Raw genomic sequence first — 20757 nt, forward strand, 5'->3', positions numbered from 1 at the left:
CGCAGACGTCAGCCAGTGGCACCCCGGCGGCGGAACCAGTACGCGGCGCCAGCCGCAACCAGCAGCCCCGTGGAGCCAACAGCCCACGGCAACGCGCGGCGGGCCCGCAATCCCGTGGTGACGCCCGAGACGCGCAGCGGCACCGTATCGGTGTCGTTGGCGCGTTCCGGATCGCGCGCGGGGAACTCGCCATCGTGGTGGATCGCGACGCGACCCACCGCACCGGGGACCTTGCGGTCGATGCGGAGCCGGATCTCCTCGCCATCCATGTTGCCGGGGCAGACGACGGCGCGGCGGCGGTCCCGCAGCGAACACATAGGTTCGCCGGAGTCCTCCGGGACGCCGACCACCGTCGTGCCCTTCGGCGCGGTGAACCGGTAGGTGTACTCAAGGTAGTTGGGGCTCACCTTCGCCTTGCTGCCGTTGGGCCACCGCTCCCGAACGCGGATCGGGACGTCGACGGTCTCGCCCTCCTTGCCTCGTACCGTCGCGCCGAGGGCCGCCACATCCAGGTGGTTGTCCACCTTGACCGTCTGGCGCGAGCGCTTGCGGAAGGGGCCGAGCTCGGCGGCCTTCCCCGGGCGGAGGTGCAGCGTCGGCGCGTCGGGCTTGCCGTCGCGCCAGTCGTTCCAGCGTTTCCGCTCGGAGCGGTAGGAGCCACGGGGGTTGAGGTCCGGGTCGTCCGGAGCGCCGATGGCGTAGGCCTGGTAGTCGACGACGGTGTAGAGGATGTCCCGTGGCACATGGAAACCGACCGGCCGGTCAACCGTCGCCGTCTCGCCGGGGTCCGGCGCGCGGCCTTCGAGCTTGCACAGCGTCATCTCGTGCGTTTCGGCGGTGGCGCCGCAGTTGCGGTTCAGGGGCGAGAGGAGCATGCCGTCTTTCGGTTCCAGGGTGAGGCCGACGCCGTTCTCCGCGCGTACGGGCCCGGAGGCGCGGACGCTGAGCCGCAGCCGCGCCGTGCCGCCGGGCTGCTGGCGCTCCCGCTCGAACTTCCCACTGACCTCGAAGCGGGGCACGCCGACGACGAGGTCCGTCGTGCGCCGTACGGGGGCAGCGTCCGGGCCTGCCGTCGCGGTGACGGTGATCTCCCCCCGGTCCCTGACCTTGCTGCCACGGGCCGTACTGAGCTCGAACGGCTGCACGGCCGTACCGGATTCCTTCGCGCGATAGGAGCACTCGATCCGCTCCTTGTCGTCGCGATGGCAGTGCTTGCTCAGTCCGCTCACCTCGGCGACGCCGGAGAGGCGGCCGGTGTCGATCCGTACGGTGACCTGCTGGGTGCGCCCGTTCCCCTTCAGCAGGAACCCGAAGCCCTGTTCCGGCTGGTCCTTTCCCTTCCGGTATTCGGCCAGGTAGCGGGTGGGCTGCGGCCCTTCCAGCGTCACGGCAGCCGGCGCCGCGACGGCGGAAGGCGGAACGAGGGCCGGGGCAAGGGATAGGGACAGGGCAAGCACCGCGCCGGCGACGGTCGCCACCCGGCTGCGGGGTCTCCGAAGTTGTAGCCGCATACGGAGTAATACTCCCTGCGGCAACGATCGGTTCAATCGCCGCCCTCACCTGGTGGGCCAAGCGCCAACGGGAGCACGCGCCCCGAAGGGGCGCGGGGAACTGCGCGACAAGCCACAACGCACCCGCAGCCCGCATCAGACAGACAGGGGCACCCCCTCATCGGCCATAGCGGCGCCTCTCAAGCGCGGCGGCGATCAGCACCAGCAGCCGGAGCCCGATCACCACGGGAGGGAGCACAAAAGCGACGGTGCGCCAGGCACCCTTCTCGGCGAGCATCGCCGTCGGCTTGGGGTCGAGCCGACCCCGCGGATCGTAGGTCACCTCGATCCGCTCACCCTTCTCCGCCCGCTTCTTGTCGAGGGTCATGGAGTCCGGGCGCCCGGCGGCGCAGTCGAGCTTGTGCTTGTAGTTGACCTTGGTGGTCGTGTGGGTCACCCCGTTGCTGTCGGTGTAAGTGCTGGTGTGCACCTGCCGGTCGACGTCGAGCACCGTGCACCGCGTGGCCTCACCACGGGTGCGCAGGATGTTGTTGCTCACCTCGTCGGCGAGTCCGATGACGCTCAGCGCGAGCAGCACGCTGGTCACGATCGCCACGAGGGGCTGGAAGGGGTGGTCCGGATCGAGCAGGAATCCCGTGCCGAACGCGGTGATGAACGCGACGATGACCAGCGCGTTGCCGATGAACACGCTGCTGCCCGGCGACCCGTTGGCCGCGTACCGGGCGCCTCCGTAGGCCATGCCGAGGACGAGAAGGGGCGCGACGACGGCCCCCAACGTGTGAAAGACCACTGCCGGCCAGATCCGTCGCCGCTGTGTGTATACATACACGGCAACCACCCCCTGTCACAGAGGGTTTACCCCAGGTGAGCGTCAATCGCCAGTCCCGGACAGTCTCCTGGCCGCCTCGGCCAGCCACTGCTCCTCCCACCGGTCGCGCTGCAAGGGGTGCTCGCGGTGCCGCAGACGGAAATCGAACAGCAGCGGCAGCACGTCCGCCACGGAGTGCTCGGCGCGGCCCAGCACCTCTCGGGTGACGACCAGTGCGGACTCCGGTGGTACGAAGCCGGTGAGCAGCCGCTCCAGCAGGGCGGGCAGCCCCTCCTCGGCGTACGTCGCGCGGCACGCGTCGATCAGCGGCGCGAGCCAGCGGACGGACTCCAGATAGCAGGTGGGCTCGCCGGTAGCGCCGTATTCCGCGGGCAGCGCGAAGGTGGCGGCGAGGGCGTGGGCGAGGCGTTGCCCCCAGTCGTGGTCGGGCACGGTGAGGTGCGGATATTCCTTGGCGAACTCCGACCAGTCGGTGCTGCTGCCCACCTCGTCGGCGAATCGGTCGAGGAGCACCGGATTGCGGTCGTAGTAGCCGTAGTCCACCCCGAGGAAGACGTCACGCAGCAGTTCGAAGGGGAGCGAGACCGTCTCGTCCTCGGCGAGCAGGACCGCGTCGTAGAGGTCCTTGGCCTCGGGATGCACATCGCTGGCCAGCCACAGCACCTTCCAGGCGAGGGAGAGTTCGCGGGTGGCAGCCCGTACGGACAGCGGCGCGTCGCCGTCCGCTCCCTCCGGGCGCGGGACGGCGGTGCGGGCGGCAGGCGCCGGGAGCGGTTCGTTGAAGACGAAGTCGAGCTGGATCGTGCCGCCGGGCACGCCCTCGGCGGACCATGGGATGACCAGCCGACGGCCCGGTACCCGGTCGTACGTCCAGATCTCGTCGCGCACCGCGCCCCGCGAGTCCAGCCGGACGTCGCCGTCCGCTTCATGGGAGCGGAGGTCGGCGCGGTGGGCGAGCTCGTCCAGCATCCGCTCGGTGCGCTCGTCCTCCAGCTGCCAATCCGCCGGCTCCACCACGAAGTCGAGGTCGCCGGGCTCGCGCGCGGCCTCCCCGTACCAGGCGCGCAGCAGCACGCTCCCCCGCAGCACCAGGTGCTCGGCCCACGGTGAACCGGCGACGGTCGCCAGGACCAGATCCAGCGCGCGGCGGCGTGCCGCGAACCAGCGCTCACCAGTCTCCGCGTCGGCGAACTCCGGGTTCCCCAGCCGCATCGCGTTGGCGTAGTGGAGCGCCGACGGATCGAAGATGGCACGCTGTACGACGGCTTCCCCGCGCACGGGTCGCAGGGTGGGCGGCAATCGCAGAAGGTTCCGGGTCCGCTCGTCCGGCCCCTGCTGCGGCACGGCTTCCTCGGCGGACCAGGGGCCGGGGCCGAGCCTCTCCCACGCGGACTCGTTCATTGCTGTCCCACCCCTTCCGCCTCGGCTATCCACCCGGCGTCCAACACCTCCGCACTGTCGTACACCACGAACTCCCGCTCGACCGAGAGGATTTCGTACGGGGAGGAGTCGTACGGGGAGACGTCGTACGGCGAGGGGTCGTACGGGGAGGGGTCGTCGGGCGAGGAGTCGTCGTCCGGGAAGGAGGCCAGCGCGGCGAGGAGCGCGTCCAGCCGCCGCCCCGCCGTGGCGCTGCCCACCCTCCGGCAGCGCTGGGTGACGAACTGCTCGCGCTGCCCATCGGCGCGGACGCGGCGCGCGTTGCGGGACAGATGAGCGGCGTGGCCGACGACGAGCTCAGCCAGGCGGGCGGTTTCGGCACCGGATGGCAGCAGCAGCTTCACATGGTGCTCGAAGTAGTACGCCGGGCCGAGCGCAGCGCCCTCACCGTCGGTGGCCGGTACGCCGCACGCCCACGGCGCCGCCTCGACCTTGACCCGGACGACGGGGCAGCCCGCTGCGGCCAGTTCCTCCGCCGCCTCCTGAGCTGCTGACCTGGCCGTACCGAGCGTGCCGTCGGCGGCGAGGGTGACCATCGGCTGGTCGGGGGTGCGGCCCCGGTCCAGCACGATGTGCGCGTACTTCCAGCCCTGTTCGGCCGCCTGCGCGGCGAGCGCGCCGGAGCGTACGGCGGGGCAGGAGCCGTCGACGGTCAGATGGATCTCGAACTCACCCGTGAACGCGTCGGGGGACGGGGACGCGCACGCGGGCGCCGGGGAGGGAACGGATGCGCACACGCGTCCGATCCTCTCAATCCCCGGCGCCCGCAGCTGGCCCGGGCGGGGCCCGGCCTCATGGGTCAGCCCTGGACCGAGCTGGCCTTGTTGTCGTAGTCGTTGCCCATGGCCGACGACTGGCTCTCGGGGTGGAGGGTGAGGTTCCAGCCGCCACCGTCCTTGTACCGGGCCAAGTAGGCCCAGTCATGGTCGCCCTGGTTGTTCCGCCACGACGAGGTCCTGTTGTCGAAGTCGTACTGGTCGAGGTTCATCCAGTAGTTGTCCGAGAAGAGGAGCCGTCGTCCCTCGCCGTCCTCGAACTGGTACAGGCACAGCCAGTCGTTTGCGCAGGGGAGCGAAGCGGTGACGTTCACGTCGGAACCGTTCGCGGCCTTGCGTGCCAGCGGATCAGTGGCCCGGTTGTAGCCGGTGGCCTTTTCGGCCGCTTCGTGGGTGCTGTAGCAGCGGATGTCGTCGGGTGAGAAGACCGCACAGGCCTGCGCGCCCTGCCAGCCCTCGGAGAGGTCGATCTTCTTCCCCTTGTACGAGGCCAGCGCCCCGTGGCTGTCGGCGGACGCTGCCTGTGCGCCCTGTGGCTGCGCGCTCGCCGGCAGGGCGGTGAAGGCGAGTGCGCCGACTGCGCACACCGCCGCTGCGAAGCGTCCCGCGGCCTGGTACCTGCTAGCCATGATTCCTCCGTCCGAGCCGGTATCGGCTCTGTCTCACGATCGAGTGGCTCTCATGGCTGGGCGGGGTATGCCGCGCTGCCCGTCGCGAATCGTGGGGCGCGTTCCCAGCGCTGATTGCTCCGACAGCCTCGCTGACGCGAGCATGGTGACCCAGGCTTTTTCGCCCGACCCGAAAAGCCCAGGAAAACCGGGGGAAACGAATGCTCCGTATCCACTTCACCGATGCCGACCTGGCCAGAACCCGCGTCGCGTCCGGACCGGATCCGCTGTGGGAACTGTGCATGAGCCTGCACCGCTTCCAGACCCGTCAGGGTCGCTGGGCATTCGCCGACTGGCATCGCACCGCCCGCGCCCGGCTCCACACCGCCCACCTCACCCACACCCTCCGCACGCTGTTATTACCGCTGGTACCGCGCGCCTCCTACTTTCCCGACTTCCTCACTCCTCCCGAGTCGGCCGAAGGACTCGACGCCGGGTTGGCGGCCGTCCTGGCCACCCCGGAGCACCGGGTTCTGGAGGAGGTGGACCTCCTCGCCCGCGCCTGCGGGGCACCCGCATGGGCGCCGCGGCTGGCCGAGACCGACGTGCGCAAGGAACTGGTAGCGGCGATGCGGGCCTACTACGGCACGGTCATCGCCCCGTACGGCGAGCAGCTCCAGGCCCGTATCGAAGCCGAACGCTCCGCTTCCGCACGCGCCGTGCTCGACGGTGGGATCGAGGGGGTGCTGCGGAATCTGGGGCCCGGCCTGCGCTGGCAGCGCCCCGTCCTGCACGCCCGCTATCCCAAGGACCGCGACCTGTACCTGAACGGCCGCGGGCTCCTCCTGGTCCCCTCGTACTTCTGCTGGGGGACCCCGGTGACTTTCGGCGACAGCTCGCTGGACCCAGTCCTGGTCCATCCGGTCAGCCATGAGCCCCACCGGACCGGCCTGCCCGAGGAGTCCGGGTCCGATGCGTCCCTGGCGGCCCTGCTCGGCCGCAACCGGGCCGCCGTCCTGCGCGCGGTCACCGCTGGCGCCACCACCGGTGAACTCGCCCGCGCCACCGGGATCTCCGCGTCCTCGGCCAGCCAGCACGCCACGGCGCTGCGCGACGCCGGCCTGATCGTCAGCCACCGGCACACCACATCCGTACTGCACACCCTCACCCCGCTCGGCGCCGCGCTGCTGCGGAACGGGACGCGGGCTGCCGCCGCTCGCTGAGTCAGCCCCGGTCCTCCCGGGCGGGGCTGCCGGGAGGGCCGGGGCGATCGGAGCCGTAGTCGCGGAGATACGCGTGCAGCAGTCCTGAGCCCTCCAGCATGGCTGTGGTCCGTGCCGTCAACTCCTCCTCGCGGCGGGCCAGCGCGGCACGCAGCTCCGCCGTACTGCCGGACTGGCGCAGGCCGTCCAGGACGGCGCGGATCTGGAGCAGCGGGTACCGGCTCTGGCGCAGCAGGGCGATGAGGCGGGCGTCGCGGATATCGGCGGGGCCGAAACGGCGGTAGCCGGTGACCGGTTCGCGGCGCGGAGCCAGCAGCCCGGCCGACTCCCACACGCGCAGCGCGGAGGGCCGCAGCCCCAACTGGTGCGCCAGCTCGCCGATGCGCAGTACGGAGCGGGACGGCGCCGCCTCCTCGGGCGCCCGCTCGGCGACCGCCGTCAGCGCTTCGCTCGCCGCCTGCAGGGAGCGGCGCTGCTCGTGCAGGGCGGCATGGCTCTCGTTCACCAGGGCCAGCACGGCCGGTATGTCGCCGGCGTGCAGGGCGTGCAGCATGCGCTGGGCCGGACCGGTGCCGTAGCCCTTGACCAGGGCGCGGTACGTGAGGAGTGCGGCGCGGTGGCGCGAGGTGAAGACGCGGTATCCGGAGGCGGTGCGGTCGGCGGGCGGCAGGATGCCCGCCTCCTCGTAGTTGCGCACCTGCTGCGTCGAGATCCCGGCGGCCCGCGCGAGATCCACGGAGCGCAGGGTCTTCGCACGCGACGCTCCGGCAGCCATGCTCCGCTCCTCCCCCATGGTCCTGCTGGATCCTCGTGGTTCTGCTGGATTTGAAGGTTACGCGATGGTGCGCGAGTGGCTTACTGCCGCCGTACTGTCGGATTCTGGGTCCGCTCGCTCGGAAAACTCCCAACCATTAACTTCAATGAAACGCTTGAAGGCATGGATGCCATCCGCGTGCGGGGCGCGCGCGTCTCCTGCGGCGAGGGCAGTGGGCGCCGTCATCCAACGGGGGGATTCGTGGGGCGCGTTGAAGCATCCCCGTTCCCTTGAGTACCCCGGAAGGGGGACGATGCGGGCACCGGTTCCCATCCGGGACAGCGCCGACAAAAGAGGTGTTCGTATGCTCCGCACCACCCGCGCCCTGCTCCGTACCACCCGTACCCGTAGTGCCCTCGCGCTGTGTGCCGCCGGAGTGGCGGCGCTGGCGCTGTCCGCTCCGGCCGCGCAGGCGGCACCGGCAGCGCAGGCGGCACCGGCAGCGCAGGCCGCGGCGGCGCAACCCGCCGCGCAGATGGACGGGCCGGTGGCCAAGCACCGGCACACCGGTCCCGAGATCCACCGCTTCCTCACCTGGTTCTACGGCGACCACGGGCCGAGCGACTCCCAGCGGAAGCACTTCGTCTCGGACTTCCTCAAGCAGAAGCAGGCGCAGAACCCCGACCACGACGTCATCCTGTGCGCGCAGAACACGCCACAGAACATCGAGGTCGGGCCGGTGACGGTCGCACAGTCGGCCGGGTTCGGCTGGGCGACGGTTACCGCGTACTGGGCGGACGGCACCACCAGCACCTTCACCGCCTACGTCGATCTAGACTCCCACCCGATCGAGCTGCACGACGTCGTGTGTGCTGAGTGACGGCTGCGACAGCGGAGTGACATGGGTGTGGGGACAGGCGGCGCGGAGCCGGTAGCGGACGAGTGGCCCGCCACCGAGGCGGAGGCAGTCGCCGCGCAGGAACGGCTGCGTGAGGCCGCCGACCTGGTCGGGCCCGGGCCCGAGCCCGACCAGGTGCGGACCGTGGCCGGGGTCGATGTCGCCTACGCGGACGGCGGCGACCTGGTGGCCGCCGCCGTCGTGCTGGACGCGGCCACGCTGACGGTGCTGGAGGAGTCCGTACACATGGGACGTACGGACTTTCCCTACGTCCCCGGGCTGTTGGCGTTCCGCGAACTGCCCTCCGTCACGGCCGCGTTGCGGGGGCTTTCGCGGCAGCCCGATGTGATCGTGTGCGACGGCTACGGCGTCGCACACCCCCGGCGCGCCGGACTCGCCGTCCATCTCGGGGTGCTGACCGGCATCCCCTGTTTCGGAGTCGCCAAGACGCCGTTCCTCTTCGACTACGCGGAGCCGGGGCGGGAGCGGGGCGCGTGGACGCCGCTGACCATCGACGGCGAGCAGGTGGGGCGTGCGCTGCGCACCCAGGACGGGGTCAAGCCGGTGTTCGTCTCCGTGGGCAGCGGCATCGGCCTCGACAACGCCACCGCGCTCACCATGCGGCTGGCCCCCGCCTACCGCCAGCCCGAAACGACCCGCAGGGCGGACCACTTGGCACGTCAGCGGCTGGCCGGACGCAGCTCCTGAGGCTCCTCGCAGGTGCCGTCGGTGCCGCCGGTGACGGCGGTGTCCGATCCGTGGGTGACCCGGATCTTGGACTGGCCGTGCGGGAGTTCCTCCCAGTCGGCCATGAAACGGGCGGACAGGCCGTACTTCTCCGCCAGGGCGATGAGCGTCTCGGTGCGGTAGTAGAAGTCCTCCCGCAGCACCTGGTGTTCCTCACCCTCAGTGCGGTCGAACGTGAAGTCGAACCAGCCGCCCGGGGCCAGCACCCGGCCGACGTTCGCCAGACACTCCTCGATGACCGGGAGCGGGGAGTGCGAGAAGACGCTGTGTGCGTGCACGACATCGAAATGGGCGTCGGGCAGGAAGCGCAGTGTCAGATCACGAACCGGCGTCAGGGTGGGGAGCTTTCTCTGCAACTCCATGCGCACCATCGTGTCCTGGGCAGCGGCGAGGATGTCGGGGGATATGTCGATGCCGTAGTAGTGCCCCGGCTCCAGATGCCGGATGAACCGCCACCCCGCCCGCAGATTGCCGCAGCCGATCTCCAGCATCCGGTGCTCGGGCCGCAGTCCGTGGTCGAGCAGATAGTCGAACTGCATCGCTCCCAGCGCGAGCCACCGGTCATGGCTGGCGCTGCCGACCGCCGCGTCCGGGTCGGCGCGGGTGTCGGACCGCATCACCGCCCGGTAGTAGGAGATGTGGTCGGGCCAGCGATAGCGCAGCCACGCGTCCCTGGTGGCGCGGATCAGATAGCGGGGGACCCGCTGGGGGTGGCGCAGCGCGTAGCTGACGCGGTGCCCCAGGGAGGAACGGTTGACAGTCACGTTCTTGGCAGGCACGCGGATCACTTTCTTCTCGGATTTCCGGGCTCGCTGCCAGCTTCGCCGCGCGGGCGGCGGCGGGACGCGGCTGACCGGCTACCGTCCGGGGACGGTTCGGTGGATGCCGGCGTCATCCGATCGGTTGATGCGGTCCGGGGTGCGGCTTACCCTGCGGTCCCGGCATGGGACCGCGCCCCGAAGGGGCGCGGGGAACTGCGCGACAAGCCACGACATACCCGCAGTCGACAAGCGCCAGGCAGGGGCAGAAGGGCATTCCCCCATGGGTGAGCGGACGGATCCGGACGGGCGATGGCTCCCAGCGGTCATGCACGCCGCCTTCTTCCTGCTGCTGGGTTCCTCGCTGGTCCGCTTTCTGACCCACAACCGGGGCGACGACCGCACCCCCTGGATCGTCACGCTGTTCGCCCTCTTCTGTCTGCTCTACGTCCTGGGACGGGTACTCGCGCCCGCACCGCGACCGGGCAACCGGCCCACCACCCGGCACCTGGTCTGGCTGGGCACGGTGTCGGCCGTCTGGATCGTGCTGCTCGCCCTCGCGCCCAGCGCCACATGGTGCGCCATGCCGCTGCTGTTCGCCGGCTTGCACACGCTGCCGGCCCGGATCGCGGTGCCGGTCGTGGCCGGTCTCACCGCGCTGGTCGTCGCCTCCCAGGTGCGGGTGTCGCAGGGCACGCTCAACCCCAACATGGTGGTCGCGCCGCCCGCCATCGCCGCTGTCGCCACCGCCGTACTGGTGCATCTGCAACGTCAGGCGGCCCGGCAGCGGATCCTGATCGACGACCTGATCCGCACCCGCAGGGACCTGACGGCCACCGAGCGCCGGGCGGGCACCCTGGCCGAGCGGCAGCGGCTGTCCACGGAGATCCACGACACCCTCGCGCAGAGCCTGTCCAGCCAGCAGATGCTCCTCCAGGCCGCCGAGCGCGTCTGGCAGACGGACCCGGACGCGGCCCGGGGATATGTGCGGGACGCCGCCGAGATCACGTCCCGGAGCCTGACCGAGGCGCGCCGTTTCGTCCACGACCTCGCCCCCGCCGACCTCGCCGACAGCTCTCTGGCCGAGGCGTTGAACGCCCTCGCGGACCGTGAGAGCGGTGCGGGGCTGACGGTGGACTTCCGGCTCGACGGCAGCCCCGGCCCGTTGCCGGAGCAGGTCGAGGCACAGTTGCTGCGCATCGCCCAGGGCGCGCTGGCCAATGTGCGGGAGCACGCCGCGGCGACGCACGCTGCGCTGACCCTGACGTGCCAGGACGACCAGATTTCGCTGGACATCGCGGACAACGGCCGCGGTTTCGCCGCGCACGGCCCGTCGGCCTCCGCCTCCGGCGCGGACCGGGCGCGCGGGCACGGGCTCCCGGCCATGCGGGCAAGGGCGGCACAGTTGGGCGGTGCGCTCACCGTGGAGTCCGCGCCGGGCGAGGGCACCGTCGTATCGGCGTCCGTTCCGCTCGCCCAGCACGTTCCCGACACACCGATGGAGGCCACTTCGTGACCCCGCCGCACTCCTCCCCGCCGATCCGGCTGCTGCTGTGCGACGACCATGCCGTGGTGCGTGCCGGGCTGCGCGCGCTGCTGTCCAGCACCGACGGCTTCGAGGTGGTGGGCGAGGCGGGCAGCGGCGAGGAGGCACTGGCACTGGCCGCCCGCGTACGGCCCGACATCGTGCTGATGGATCTGCAACTCGGCGACGGTATGGACGGCGTCACGGCCACCCGGCACCTGTCGGCAGGGGACGGCGGCCCACGCGTGCTGGTGCTCACCATGTTCGACACGGACGCCGACATCAGCCGCGCCATCGAGGCGGGGGCCGCCGGCTATCTGCTCAAGGCGGAGCGGCCGGAGGAACTGTTCGCGGCGATCCGCAACGCGGCGTCCGGCCGCACCGCGCTCTCGGCACCGGTCGCCGACCGGGTGCTGGCCCAGCTGCGGAATCCGCGCCCCGCCCTGTCCGAGCGTGAACGCGACATCCTCCAGCAGCTGGCACGCGGCCTCGGCAACCGGGAGATCGCCCGCGCGCTGTTCATCAGCGAGGCCACGGTCAAGACTCACCTGGGCAGGATCTACAGCAAGCTCGGCGTGGACACCCGCGCGGGAGCAGTGGCCGTCGCCAAGGAACAGCGCTTGCTGCCCTGACGCCGGGTACCCGGCGAGGGGGGCTGCGCTTGCCAGCCCTGCGCCCTGGGGGCACCTCCCGGCCGGAGGCTGGGGGAGCAGACTGCCCAAGCGCAGCGCGGCACCACCCCGCTCAGAAGAGGGCAAGGTCACACCGATGAGCTGGTGCTACTCGCCGGTCACCTCACCTAATCTGCGGCCATGACGGTCCCGCCTGAAGAAGGGCTCTCCCTCGCGCAGGACTTCCCGGAGGCCACGTACGAGCAGTGGCAGCAGCTCGTCTCCGGTGTTCTGCGCAAGACGGGAGCGAAGGTCCCGGACGCCTCCGTGCCCGAGTCCGCCCTCACCACGACGCTCGCCGACAGCATCGAAGTACGCCCTCTGTACACGAGGCGGAACGGGGACGGCGGTCCGCGCGGTTTTCCCGGGTTCGCACCTTTCACCCGCGGAGCGCGCCCGGAGGGGAACGCCGCACGAGGCTGGGACGTACGGCAGCGGCACACCCGTACCGACACCGCGAGGACTCGCGAGGCCGTACTGGGCGATCTGGAGAACGGCGTCACCTCGCTGTGGTTGACGGTGGGCGAGGGCGGGCTGCCCATCGGTGAGCTGGCGGGCGCGCTGGACGGCGTCTATCTCGACCTGGCGCCGCTCGCGCTGGACGCCGGCGCCGAGTTCGGGCAGGCCGCGGCCGAACTGCTGCGGCTGCGGGGACAACTGGCGGACGGCGTCGAGCCGGCGCCCGGAAGCGTGCTGGGCGCCGACCCGTTGGGGCACGCGGCGCGTACGGGCGCACACGACGCGGCCCCCGCGCTGCGGCAGGAGGCCGCCGCACTGGCGGCGCGGTGCGACCACGAGCACCCGGGTCTGCTTACCTACGTGGTGGACACGCTCCCGTACCACGAGGCGGGCGGTACGCCCGCGCAGGAGCTGGGGTGCGCGCTGGCGACCGGCGTCGCGTATCTGCGGGACATGACCGAGGCGGGGCTCCCGGTGGCGGCGGCCTGCGGTCAGCTGGAGTTCCGGTACGCGGCGACCGCCGACCAGTTCACCACCATCGCGGCGCTGCGCGCGGCACGCAGGCTGTGGTCGCGGGTGGTGCAGGCGTGCGGCGGCCCGGCGCACGCGGGCGCGCAGCGGCAGCACGCGGTGACCTCGCCGGTGATGATGACGCGCCGCGACCCGTGGGTGAACATGCTGCGTACGACGGTCGCCACGCTGGCGGCCGGGGTCGGCGGCGCGGACGCGGTGACGGTGCTGCCGTTCGACGACGCGCTGGGGCTGCCGGACGCGTTCGCCCGGCGTATCGCCCGAAACACCTCCACCATCCTGCTGGAGGAGTCCCGGCTGGCCGGGGTGATCGATCCGGCGGGCGGCTCCTGGTATGTGGAGGAGCTTTCCGATCAGCTGGCGCGTGCTGCCTGGGCCTGGTTCCAGGAGATCGAGGGCGCGGGCGGGATGGCGGCGGCGCTGCGCGACGGGCTGGTGGCCGAACGGCTGCGCGAGAGCTGGGCGGAGCGCAGCAGGGCGCTGGCCCGCAGGACCGAACCGGTCACCGGGGTCAGTGAGTTCCCGCTGCTGGACGAGCGTCCCGTCGAGCGCGAGCCCGCGCCGCGGCGGCCAGGCGGCGGACTGCCGCGGGTACGGCGCGATGACGCGTACGAGGCGCTGCGTGCCCGCTCCGACGCGCACCTGGCGGCGACAGGCGAACGTCCCAAGCTGTTCGTGGCGGCGCTGGGCCCGGCCGCGGCACACACCGCACGGGTGTCGTTCGTCGCCAACCTCGCCCGCGCCGGGGGAATCGAGCCCGTACACGATCCGGTGACGGTGGACGCCGCCGGCGCGGCGGACGCCTTCAAGGACAGCGGTGCCCGCGTCGCCTGCCTGTGCTCCAGCGACGCGCTCTACGCCGAGCAGGCGGCCGGGGTCGCCGCCGCGCTCAAGGCGGCAGGCGCCACGCGGGTGCTGCTGGCGGGCAGGCCCAAGGACGCCGAACTGCGCGAGGAGTTCCAGGGCGCCGGGGTCGACGCCTTCGTCCACGCGGGCGGCGACGCGGTCGCCCTCCTCACCTCCCTTCTCGACTGCATGGGGGTCGACGCATGAGCATCCCGGACTTCACCGCCGTCAGCCTGGACCCCGAGCAGCCCGCCGAGGGCACCGCGGAGCAGTGGAGCGAGGCCGTCAAGGAGCGCTCCGGGCACAGCGTGCCGGATCTGGCCTGGCACACACCCGAGGGCATCACCGTCAAGCCGCTCTACACGCAGGAGGATCTGCACGGGCTCGACTTCCTGGACACCTACCCGGGCATCGCCCCGTATCTGCGCGGCCCGTATCCGACGATGTACGTCAACCAGCCGTGGACGGTCCGCCAGTACGCGGGCTTCTCCACGGCCGAGGAGTCCAACGCCTTCTACCGGCGCAATCTGGCGGCCGGCCAGAAGGGCCTGTCCGTCGCGTTCGACCTGCCCACCCACCGGGGCTACGACAGCGACCATCCGCGGGTGACGGGTGATGTCGGCATGGCGGGCGTGGCAATCGACTCGCTGTACGACATGCGGCAGCTCTTCGACGGCATTCCGCTGGACCGGATGACCGTCTCGATGACGATGAACGGCGCGGTGCTGCCGGTGCTGGCGCTCTACATCGTCGCCGCCGAGGAGCAGGGCGTGCCGCCGGAGAAGCTGGCGGGGACCATCCAGAACGACATCCTCAAGGAGTTCATGGTCCGCAACACCTATATCTACCCGCCGCAGCCCTCGATGCGGATCATCTCCGACATCTTCGCGTACACCTCGCAGAAGATGCCGCGCTACAACTCCATCTCCATCTCCGGCTACCACATCCAGGAGGCCGGGGCGACGGCCGATCTGGAGCTGGCTTACACCCTCGCGGACGGGGTGGAGTATCTGCGCGCCGGGCTGGACGCGGGGATGGACGTGGACGCGTTCGCGCCCCGGCTGTCGTTCTTCTGGGCGATCGGCATGAACTTCTTCATGGAGGTCGCCAAGCTGCGCGCGGCGCGACTGCTGTGGGCGAAGCTGGTCAAGCGGTTCGATCCGCAGAACCCCAAGTCGCTGTCGCTGCGCACCCATTCGCAGACGTCGGGCTGGTCGCTGACGGCGCAGGACGTGTTCAACAACGTCACCCGTACGTGTATCGAGGCGATGGCCGCCACCCAGGGCCACACCCAGTCGCTGCACACCAACGCGCTGGACGAGGCGCTGGCGCTGCCCACCGACTTCTCGGCCCGCATCGCGCGCAACACCCAGCTGCTGCTCCAGCAGGAGTCGGGCACCTGCCGGGTGATCGACCCGTGGGGCGGCAGCGCGTACGTCGAGCGGCTCACCCACGATCTGGCGCGCCGGGCCTGGCAGCACATCGAGGAGGTCGAGGCGGCGGGCGGAATGGCCAAGGCCATCGACGCGGGCATCCCCAAGCTCCGCGTCGAGGAGGCAGCGGCCCGCACCCAGGCCCGGATCGACTCCGGGCGCCAGCCGGTGATCGGCGTCAACAAGTACCGGGCGGCGAGCGACGAGCAGATCGACGTACTGAAGGTCGACAACTCCGCGGTGCGCGCGCAGCAGATCGAGAAGCTGCGGCGGCTGCGTGCCGAGCGTGACGAGGGTGCCTGCCGTGCCGCGCTGGACGCGCTCACCCGGGCCGCCGAGGCGGGCTCCGGGCCCGGCCTGGAGAACAACCTGCTGGCGCTGGCGGTGGACGCGGCGCGCGCCATGGCCACCGTCGGGGAGATCTCGGACGCCTTGGAGAAGGTGTACGGACGGCACGCGGGGCAGATCCGTACGATCTCCGGTGTGTATCGCGAGGAGGCAGGAGTGTCGTCGTCCCTGGCGCGCACCCGTCGGCTGGTGGACGCCTTCGAGGAGGCGGAGGGCCGCAGGCCGCGGCTGCTGGTGGCCAAGATGGGGCAGGACGGGCACGACCGGGGTCAGAAGGTGATCGCGACCGCCTTCGCCGATCTGGGCTTCGACGTCGATGTCGGCCCGCTGTTCCAGACCCCCGCCGAGGTGGCGCGGCAGGCCGTGGAGGCGGACGCGCACATCGTGGGCGTCTCCTCACTGGCGGCCGGGCACCTCACGCTCGTACCGGCGCTGCGGGACGAGCTGGCGGCGGCGGGACGGGACGACATCATGATCGTCGTCGGCGGGGTGATCCCGCCGGCCGATGTGGAGCCGCTGCACGAGGCGGGCGCGACGGCCGTCTTCCCGCCGGGGACGGTCATCCCGGACGCGGCGTACGACCTGGTGCGGAAGCTGGCCGCCGAGCTGGGCCACGACGAGCTGGCGCAGCTGGAGGACCTGCCGGAGACCGAGGGCTGAGCGCGTGCCCAAGGCGATCGACATCGACAGTTACGCCAAGGGCGTCCTGGAGGGCTCCCGCGCGTACATCGCGCGCGCCATCACGCTGGTGGAGTCCCGCCGGGCCGACCACCGCGAGCTGGCCCAGCAGTTGCTGACGACGCTGCTGCCGCACGCGGGCGGCGCTCGGCGGGTGGGGATCAGCGGAGTGCCGGGAGTCGGCAAGTCGACGTTCATCGACGCGCTGGGCACCCTGCTGACCGAGCGCGGACACCGGGTGGCGGTGCTGGCGGTCGACCCCTCCTCCAGCCGTACGGGCGGCTCCATCCTGGGCGACAAGACGCGCATGGAACGGCTCGCGGTCAACCCGGAGGCGTTCGTCCGCCCCTCCCCCACCGCGGGGACGCTGGGCGGCGTCGCCAAGGCCACCCGGGAGACGATGATCGTGATGGAGGCCGCCGGCTACGACGTCGTCCTGGTGGAGACGGTGGGCGTCGGTCAGTCGGAGGCGACCGTCGCGCAGATGGTCGACTCCTTCCTGCTGCTGACCCTGGCCCGCACCGGCGATCAGCTCCAGGGCATCAAGAAGGGCGTGCTGGAGATCGCCGACGTGCTGGCCGTCAACAAGGCCGACGGCCCGCACGAGCGCGACGCCCGCTCGGCCGCCCGCGAACTCGCCGGTGCGCTACGGCTGATGAGGGCGGCCGACGCCGCCTGGACGCCGCCCGTCCTCACCTGCAGTGGCCGGGAGGGCGCCGGACTCGACGAGGTGTGGGAGCGGCTGGAGCGGCACCGCGCCGTGCTGGAGTCGACCGGTGAACTGGCCGCCAAGCGGCGGGACCAGCAGGTCGAGTGGGTGTGGTCGATGGTCCGCGACGATCTGCTGAGCCGTCTCGAACAGCACCCGGAAGTACGTCGGCTCGCACCGCTGCTCGAAGATCGGGTGCGCGAGGGCACGTTGACGGCGACGCTGGCGGCCCGGCGCATCGTAGAAGCGTTCGGCCTGCCCCCCTCGGACTGAGCCGACCCGCGCCCCGACGTGGCGCGAGAGGCCCCGGCACCCGCATGTTCTCCGCGAGACGCCGCCACCTTGTACGGGAGCCTCACTCCGGGTCACTTCCCTCGTCCGGGGGGCGGCCTAGCCCACAGGCACATGCCTCGCCTCCGCTGGGCATGTCAGAGCAGTGAGACACGGATTCCGCTCGCGATATGCCGCGTTGACGAGTCCCGGCTGCCAACGAACGGGTCCGGAACGGATTCGTACGCTTTTCCGCAGACCGGACAGGAGCGGCAGTCGATGGGGAACCTGGCACCCCTTGTGCATACGGCCATCACCGTCACGGCGGTGGTTCTGCTCATCCTCAAGGCAAAGGTCAACCCCGCGCTCGCGCTGATACTCAGCGCCGTCTACCTCGGCATCGTCTGCGGCCTCGGCGCCGAACACACCCTGGAGATCGTCAACAAGGGCTTCGGCGATCTGATGGCCAAGGTGGGCCTGCTCATCGTGCTCGGCGTCCTGCTGGGCACACTGCTGTCCGCGCTCGGCGCCATCGAGAAGCTGATGGCGTGGCTGCTGCGCAGGCTGGGCCCGAAACTGCTGCCGTACGCCTTCGCCGTACTGCTGGGCACCGGGCTCCAGTTCATCTTCACCGACGTACTGCTGGTGGTGACCGCGCCACTGGCCCGGTCGCTGGGCGCCCGTATCGGACTGGGCGGCGTGGCGCGGATGGCGGCGGCCCTGGCACTGGGGCTGGAGGTGGGTGTCGCTCTGTCGGTGCCGGGCATCGGCACCCTGGCGCTGGCCGGACTGCTGGACATCCCACTGGGCGTCATGATGCTGTACGGCCTGCCGCTGGCCTCCGTGACGATCGTGCTGACCCTGCTGCTGTTCAGCGCGCTGGTCAGGCGCGGCTTCTGGGACCCGGAGCGGGATGAGAGTGCGCCGGTGCCGGAGGCTGCGGCGGGCGCCGCGCCGGACGGCGGGGGCGCGGAGGGCCGCGGGGCCACGCCGGGCGACGGGGGCGCGGAGGGCGACGGGGGCGCGCCGGACAGCGGGGCTGCGGAGGGCGGCGGGGGCGCGCGGGGCGACGGGGGCGCGCCGGACAGCGGGGCTGCGCCGGACAGCGCGAGCGCGGAGAGCAACGGGGCCGCGCCGGGCGACGGGCGCGCGGAGGGCGCCCCGCGAGAGGGCGTCCCGGGAGAGGGCGTCCCGGGAGACGGGGCAGGGGACGGGCAGGGAGACAGGTCAGGGAACGCGTCGGGCGACGGCTCAGCGGGTGTGCCGGAGCCGGCGACGACTCGGGACGGCGCCCGCTCGACGCCGTTGGCGCTCTCGCTGTTCCCGCTGCTTCTCGCCCTGGCGATGGTGGCGACCGGTGCCGTCGGCGAGAGCGCCGGATGGCATGCGCCCGTCGTCGGCTTCCTCGGCAACCCGGTCGCCGGGCTGCTCACCGGCCTGGTCTGCCTCACCTTGATCGCGCGACACCGGCTGCCCTGCGGCACGGTCAGTGAGGTGTTCAGACAGGGCTACCAGACGTGCGGCCAGATCCTGGTGCTGCGCGGGGTGGGCGGCTCGCTGGCGGCGGTGGTGGGCGCTGTGGGGCTCGGCAACATGGTCAAGGACTGCGTCTCAGCCAGTACCTGGGCGCCGCTCGCGCTCGTCTGGCTGATCGCCGCCGTTCTGCACATGGCCATCGGTTCGGTCATCACCGCCGCCATCACCGCGGCGAGCGTCCTCGCACCGGTGGCGCCGAGCCTGGATGTACAGCCGGTACTGGTGGCCCTCGCGGCAGGTGCGGGGTCGCTGTTCGCCATCCACGCCACCAGCAACACCTTCTGGCTCCTCCAGTCCCTGCTGGGCCAGACGACACGGGGAGCGCTCAAGACGGTGACGGCAACCGTCTCGGCGGCCTCCGTGATCGCCCTGCTGCTGATCCAGACGATGAGCCTGGTGATGTGAGCGAACGGTGAGGGGACCGGAAAACCCTGAGATCGTCGCTGCGATTTCCTCACTCGATAGAAATCCGTTCCGCAACGGCACATTGACCCTCAAGAAAGGAAGTCGAACCCCTCATCAGCGACGGAATCCGTTGCGGAGAGGTCTTGACTGTGCATCGTCCAACAGCTTGTATGCGCTGACCGGAACGGCGCTTCCGCCGCTCTGACTCCCCCCACCGCAACGCGGTGTCTCACCGGAGGCGATACCCCTCCCCGCCCAGTACGCACAGTACGAACGGAACCGCATGACCGACACCCTCGCAGAGAACGGCAAGCCCAAGCTCACCCGCTCCATCGGCGTCGTGGGCGGCACGCTGCTCACCCTGTCCTGTCTGACCCCGGCCTCGTCACTGTTCGTGATCGTGCCGGATTCGTTCAGCACGCTGGGCACGGGGGCGGCGCTCACCATCGCCGTCGCCGCACTGTTGTGTGTCGGCGTCGCCTGCACCTACTCCGAACTGGGCACCCTCATCCCCAGCTCGGGCGGTGAGTACGCCATGGTCGGCACTCTGCTGGGCAGGCTCGCGGGCTGGCTGGTCTTCATCCTGTCGCTGATCGTCGTCATGATCGTCCCGCCGATCATCGCTCTGGGCACCGCCGACTATCTCGCGCCGATCATCGACCTCGATCCGCAGTTCGCGGCCGCCGCCGTGATGCTGCTGTCCACCGCCATGGGTCTGCTGGACCTGCGGGCCAACGCCTGGATCACCGGCGTCTTCCTCACCCTGGAGGTCGTGGGCGCCGCCATCGTCGCCTTCCTGGGCTTCACCCACACCCAGCGCTCCGCCTCCGTACTGGTGAACCCCGTCATGGACGGCGGAGGCGGCCACACCACGCCGGTCACGGCCGGTCTCATCGTCGCCGGGCTCGCCACCGCGCTGTTCATCCTGCAGGGCTTCTCGACCGCCGTGTATCTGGCGGAGGAGATGGAGAACCCGCGCCGTACCGTCGCCCGCACCGTGCTGTGGACGCTCGCCATCGGGTTCGCCGTCGTCATCATCCCCGTCGTCGCCATCACCCTGGGCGCCCCGGATCTGCACACCCTGGCGGGCGGCGACATCGCGGCCATGGTGCAGCAGTGGAGCAATTCGGCCGTCGGCACGTTCATCAGCCTGTGCATCGCGCTGGCGATCATCAACGCCGCGATCGTGATGGTCATCCAGAACTCCCGGGTCGTCTTCGCCTCGGCCCGCGACTCCGCCTGGCCCGCCCCGGTCAACCGCGCCTTCTCCCGGCTCGGCAAGCGCTTCGGCTCCCCCTGGGTGGCCACGCTGGTGGTCGGCGTACCGGGCGCGCTGCTGTGCTTCGTGGACCTCGACATGCTGAGCGAGGTCACCGGGGTGGCCGTGGCGGGGATGTACGTCTTCGTCGCGCTGGGCGCCCTCGCGGCACGCCGTACGGCGTTCAAGCACCGGGCGGCCTGGCGGATGCCGCTGTGGCCGGTGCTCCCCGCACTGCTGATGGCGGTACTGCTGTGGGTGCTGTGGCAGCAGAGCACCGAAAGCCTCACCATCACGGGCGGCATCATCCTCGTCGCGGTCGCCTACTGGGCCCTCTACCTGCGCCCGCGCCAGCAGACGCACTGGGTCATCTCCGTCCCGGAGGACGAGCGCGCCCCGACACCGCCGGTCCGCGACGACGACCTCCAGCCGGCCTGAGCCGACGCGCCCGAGGGCGCGGGTCCGCGCCCCGACAGGGGCGCGGGGAACTGCGCGAGCGACCACGACGCACCCGCACCCGGCCACCGCCGCAACCCCAACGGCG

The 20757-nt window shown here is 71.3% G+C and carries 17 protein-coding genes; 10 read left to right on the plus strand and 7 right to left on the minus strand.

Annotated elements, in window-relative coordinates:
- Positions 1-8 precede the first annotated feature (8 nt).
- The 5 genes from ACQEU8_RS06585 to ACQEU8_RS06605 form a co-directional block, all read right to left on the minus strand.
- Positions 9-1511 carry a hypothetical protein gene (locus ACQEU8_RS06585; RefSeq protein WP_433097779.1) on the minus strand — a complete coding sequence of 501 codons (1503 nt, stop codon included), beginning with the start codon at positions 1509-1511 and terminating at the stop codon, positions 9-11.
- Between the two features lie 157 nt (positions 1512-1668).
- Positions 1669-2301: a hypothetical protein gene (locus ACQEU8_RS06590; RefSeq protein ID WP_433097781.1), complete on the minus strand. Its 633-nt coding sequence runs from the start codon at positions 2299-2301 to the stop codon at positions 1669-1671.
- An 81-nt stretch (positions 2302-2382) separates the two neighbouring features.
- On the minus strand, positions 2383-3741 hold the full coding sequence (locus ACQEU8_RS06595; protein WP_433097783.1) for a nucleotidyl transferase AbiEii/AbiGii toxin family protein: 1359 nt from the start codon (positions 3739-3741) through the stop codon (positions 2383-2385).
- On the minus strand, positions 3738-4517 hold the full coding sequence (locus ACQEU8_RS06600; protein WP_433097785.1) for a hypothetical protein: 780 nt from the start codon (positions 4515-4517) through the stop codon (positions 3738-3740). Before ACQEU8_RS06600 ends, ACQEU8_RS06595 begins: the two co-directional genes overlap by 4 nt.
- Positions 4518-4579: 62 nt before the next feature.
- On the minus strand, positions 4580-5185 hold the full coding sequence (locus ACQEU8_RS06605; RefSeq protein WP_433097787.1) for a peptidase inhibitor family I36 protein: 606 nt from the start codon (positions 5183-5185) through the stop codon (positions 4580-4582).
- A 200-nt stretch (positions 5186-5385) separates the two neighbouring features.
- Here ACQEU8_RS06605 and ACQEU8_RS06610 point away from each other — a divergent pair, with 200 nt between their 5' ends.
- Positions 5386-6387, plus strand: coding sequence for an ArsR/SmtB family transcription factor (locus ACQEU8_RS06610; protein WP_433097789.1), 1002 nt, complete (start codon positions 5386-5388; stop codon positions 6385-6387).
- A gap of 1 nt (position 6388) precedes the next feature.
- Here the strand turns inward: ACQEU8_RS06610 and ACQEU8_RS06615 are convergent, their stop codons facing one another.
- The gene (locus ACQEU8_RS06615; RefSeq protein WP_433097791.1) at positions 6389-7162 is read right to left on the minus strand and encodes a MerR family transcriptional regulator; all 774 of its coding nucleotides are present in this window, start codon (positions 7160-7162) and stop codon (positions 6389-6391) included.
- Between the two features lie 343 nt (positions 7163-7505).
- Here ACQEU8_RS06615 and ACQEU8_RS06620 point away from each other — a divergent pair, with 343 nt between their 5' ends.
- Together ACQEU8_RS06620 and ACQEU8_RS06625 are read left to right on the plus strand one after the other, a co-directional pair.
- Complete coding sequence (locus ACQEU8_RS06620) at positions 7506-8021, plus strand: hypothetical protein (RefSeq protein ID WP_433097793.1); 516 nt, start codon at positions 7506-7508, stop codon at positions 8019-8021.
- 21 nt (positions 8022-8042) lie between these two features.
- Complete coding sequence (locus ACQEU8_RS06625) at positions 8043-8747, plus strand: endonuclease V (protein WP_433097795.1); 705 nt, start codon at positions 8043-8045, stop codon at positions 8745-8747.
- Here ACQEU8_RS06625 and ACQEU8_RS06630 read toward each other — a convergent pair.
- The gene (locus ACQEU8_RS06630) at positions 8720-9565 is read right to left on the minus strand and encodes a class I SAM-dependent methyltransferase (RefSeq protein ID WP_433097797.1); all 846 of its coding nucleotides are present in this window, start codon (positions 9563-9565) and stop codon (positions 8720-8722) included. The genes ACQEU8_RS06625 and ACQEU8_RS06630 overlap by 28 nt on opposite strands.
- Positions 9566-9827: 262 nt before the next feature.
- On the opposite strand from ACQEU8_RS06630, the gene ACQEU8_RS06635 reads away from it, so the two are divergent.
- From ACQEU8_RS06635 to ACQEU8_RS06665, 7 genes are all read left to right on the plus strand, one after another.
- Positions 9828-11060 (plus strand): sensor histidine kinase, encoded by a 1233-nt coding sequence (locus ACQEU8_RS06635; RefSeq protein WP_433097799.1) that lies wholly within the window; start codon positions 9828-9830, stop codon positions 11058-11060.
- A complete protein-coding gene (locus ACQEU8_RS06640; protein WP_433097801.1) occupies positions 11057-11701 on the plus strand; it encodes a response regulator in 645 nt (214 codons plus the stop codon). Before ACQEU8_RS06635 ends, ACQEU8_RS06640 begins: the two co-directional genes overlap by 4 nt.
- 180 nt (positions 11702-11881) lie before the next feature.
- The gene (locus ACQEU8_RS06645; protein WP_433097803.1) at positions 11882-13783 is read left to right on the plus strand and encodes a methylmalonyl-CoA mutase family protein; all 1902 of its coding nucleotides are present in this window, start codon (positions 11882-11884) and stop codon (positions 13781-13783) included.
- Positions 13780-16017 carry a methylmalonyl-CoA mutase gene (gene scpA / locus ACQEU8_RS06650; protein WP_433097805.1) on the plus strand — a complete coding sequence of 746 codons (2238 nt, stop codon included), beginning with the start codon at positions 13780-13782 and terminating at the stop codon, positions 16015-16017. The genes ACQEU8_RS06645 and scpA overlap by 4 nt, the downstream gene beginning before the upstream one ends.
- Before the next feature lie 4 nt (positions 16018-16021).
- Positions 16022-17017 (plus strand): methylmalonyl Co-A mutase-associated GTPase MeaB, encoded by a 996-nt coding sequence (meaB, locus tag ACQEU8_RS06655; RefSeq protein ID WP_433097807.1) that lies wholly within the window; start codon positions 16022-16024, stop codon positions 17015-17017.
- A 276-nt stretch (positions 17018-17293) separates the two neighbouring features.
- Positions 17294-18955 carry a GntP family permease gene (locus ACQEU8_RS06660; protein WP_433097809.1) on the plus strand — a complete coding sequence of 554 codons (1662 nt, stop codon included), beginning with the start codon at positions 17294-17296 and terminating at the stop codon, positions 18953-18955.
- A 283-nt stretch (positions 18956-19238) separates the two neighbouring features.
- Complete coding sequence (locus ACQEU8_RS06665) at positions 19239-20651, plus strand: APC family permease (protein WP_433097811.1); 1413 nt, start codon at positions 19239-19241, stop codon at positions 20649-20651.
- Positions 20652-20757: the final 106 nt, after the last annotated feature.

Origin of the sequence: Streptomyces sp. CA-250714 (assembly GCF_050936705.1) — a bacterium.
In the GTDB taxonomy this organism is placed as follows: Bacteria; Actinomycetota; Actinomycetes; order Streptomycetales; family Streptomycetaceae; genus Streptomyces.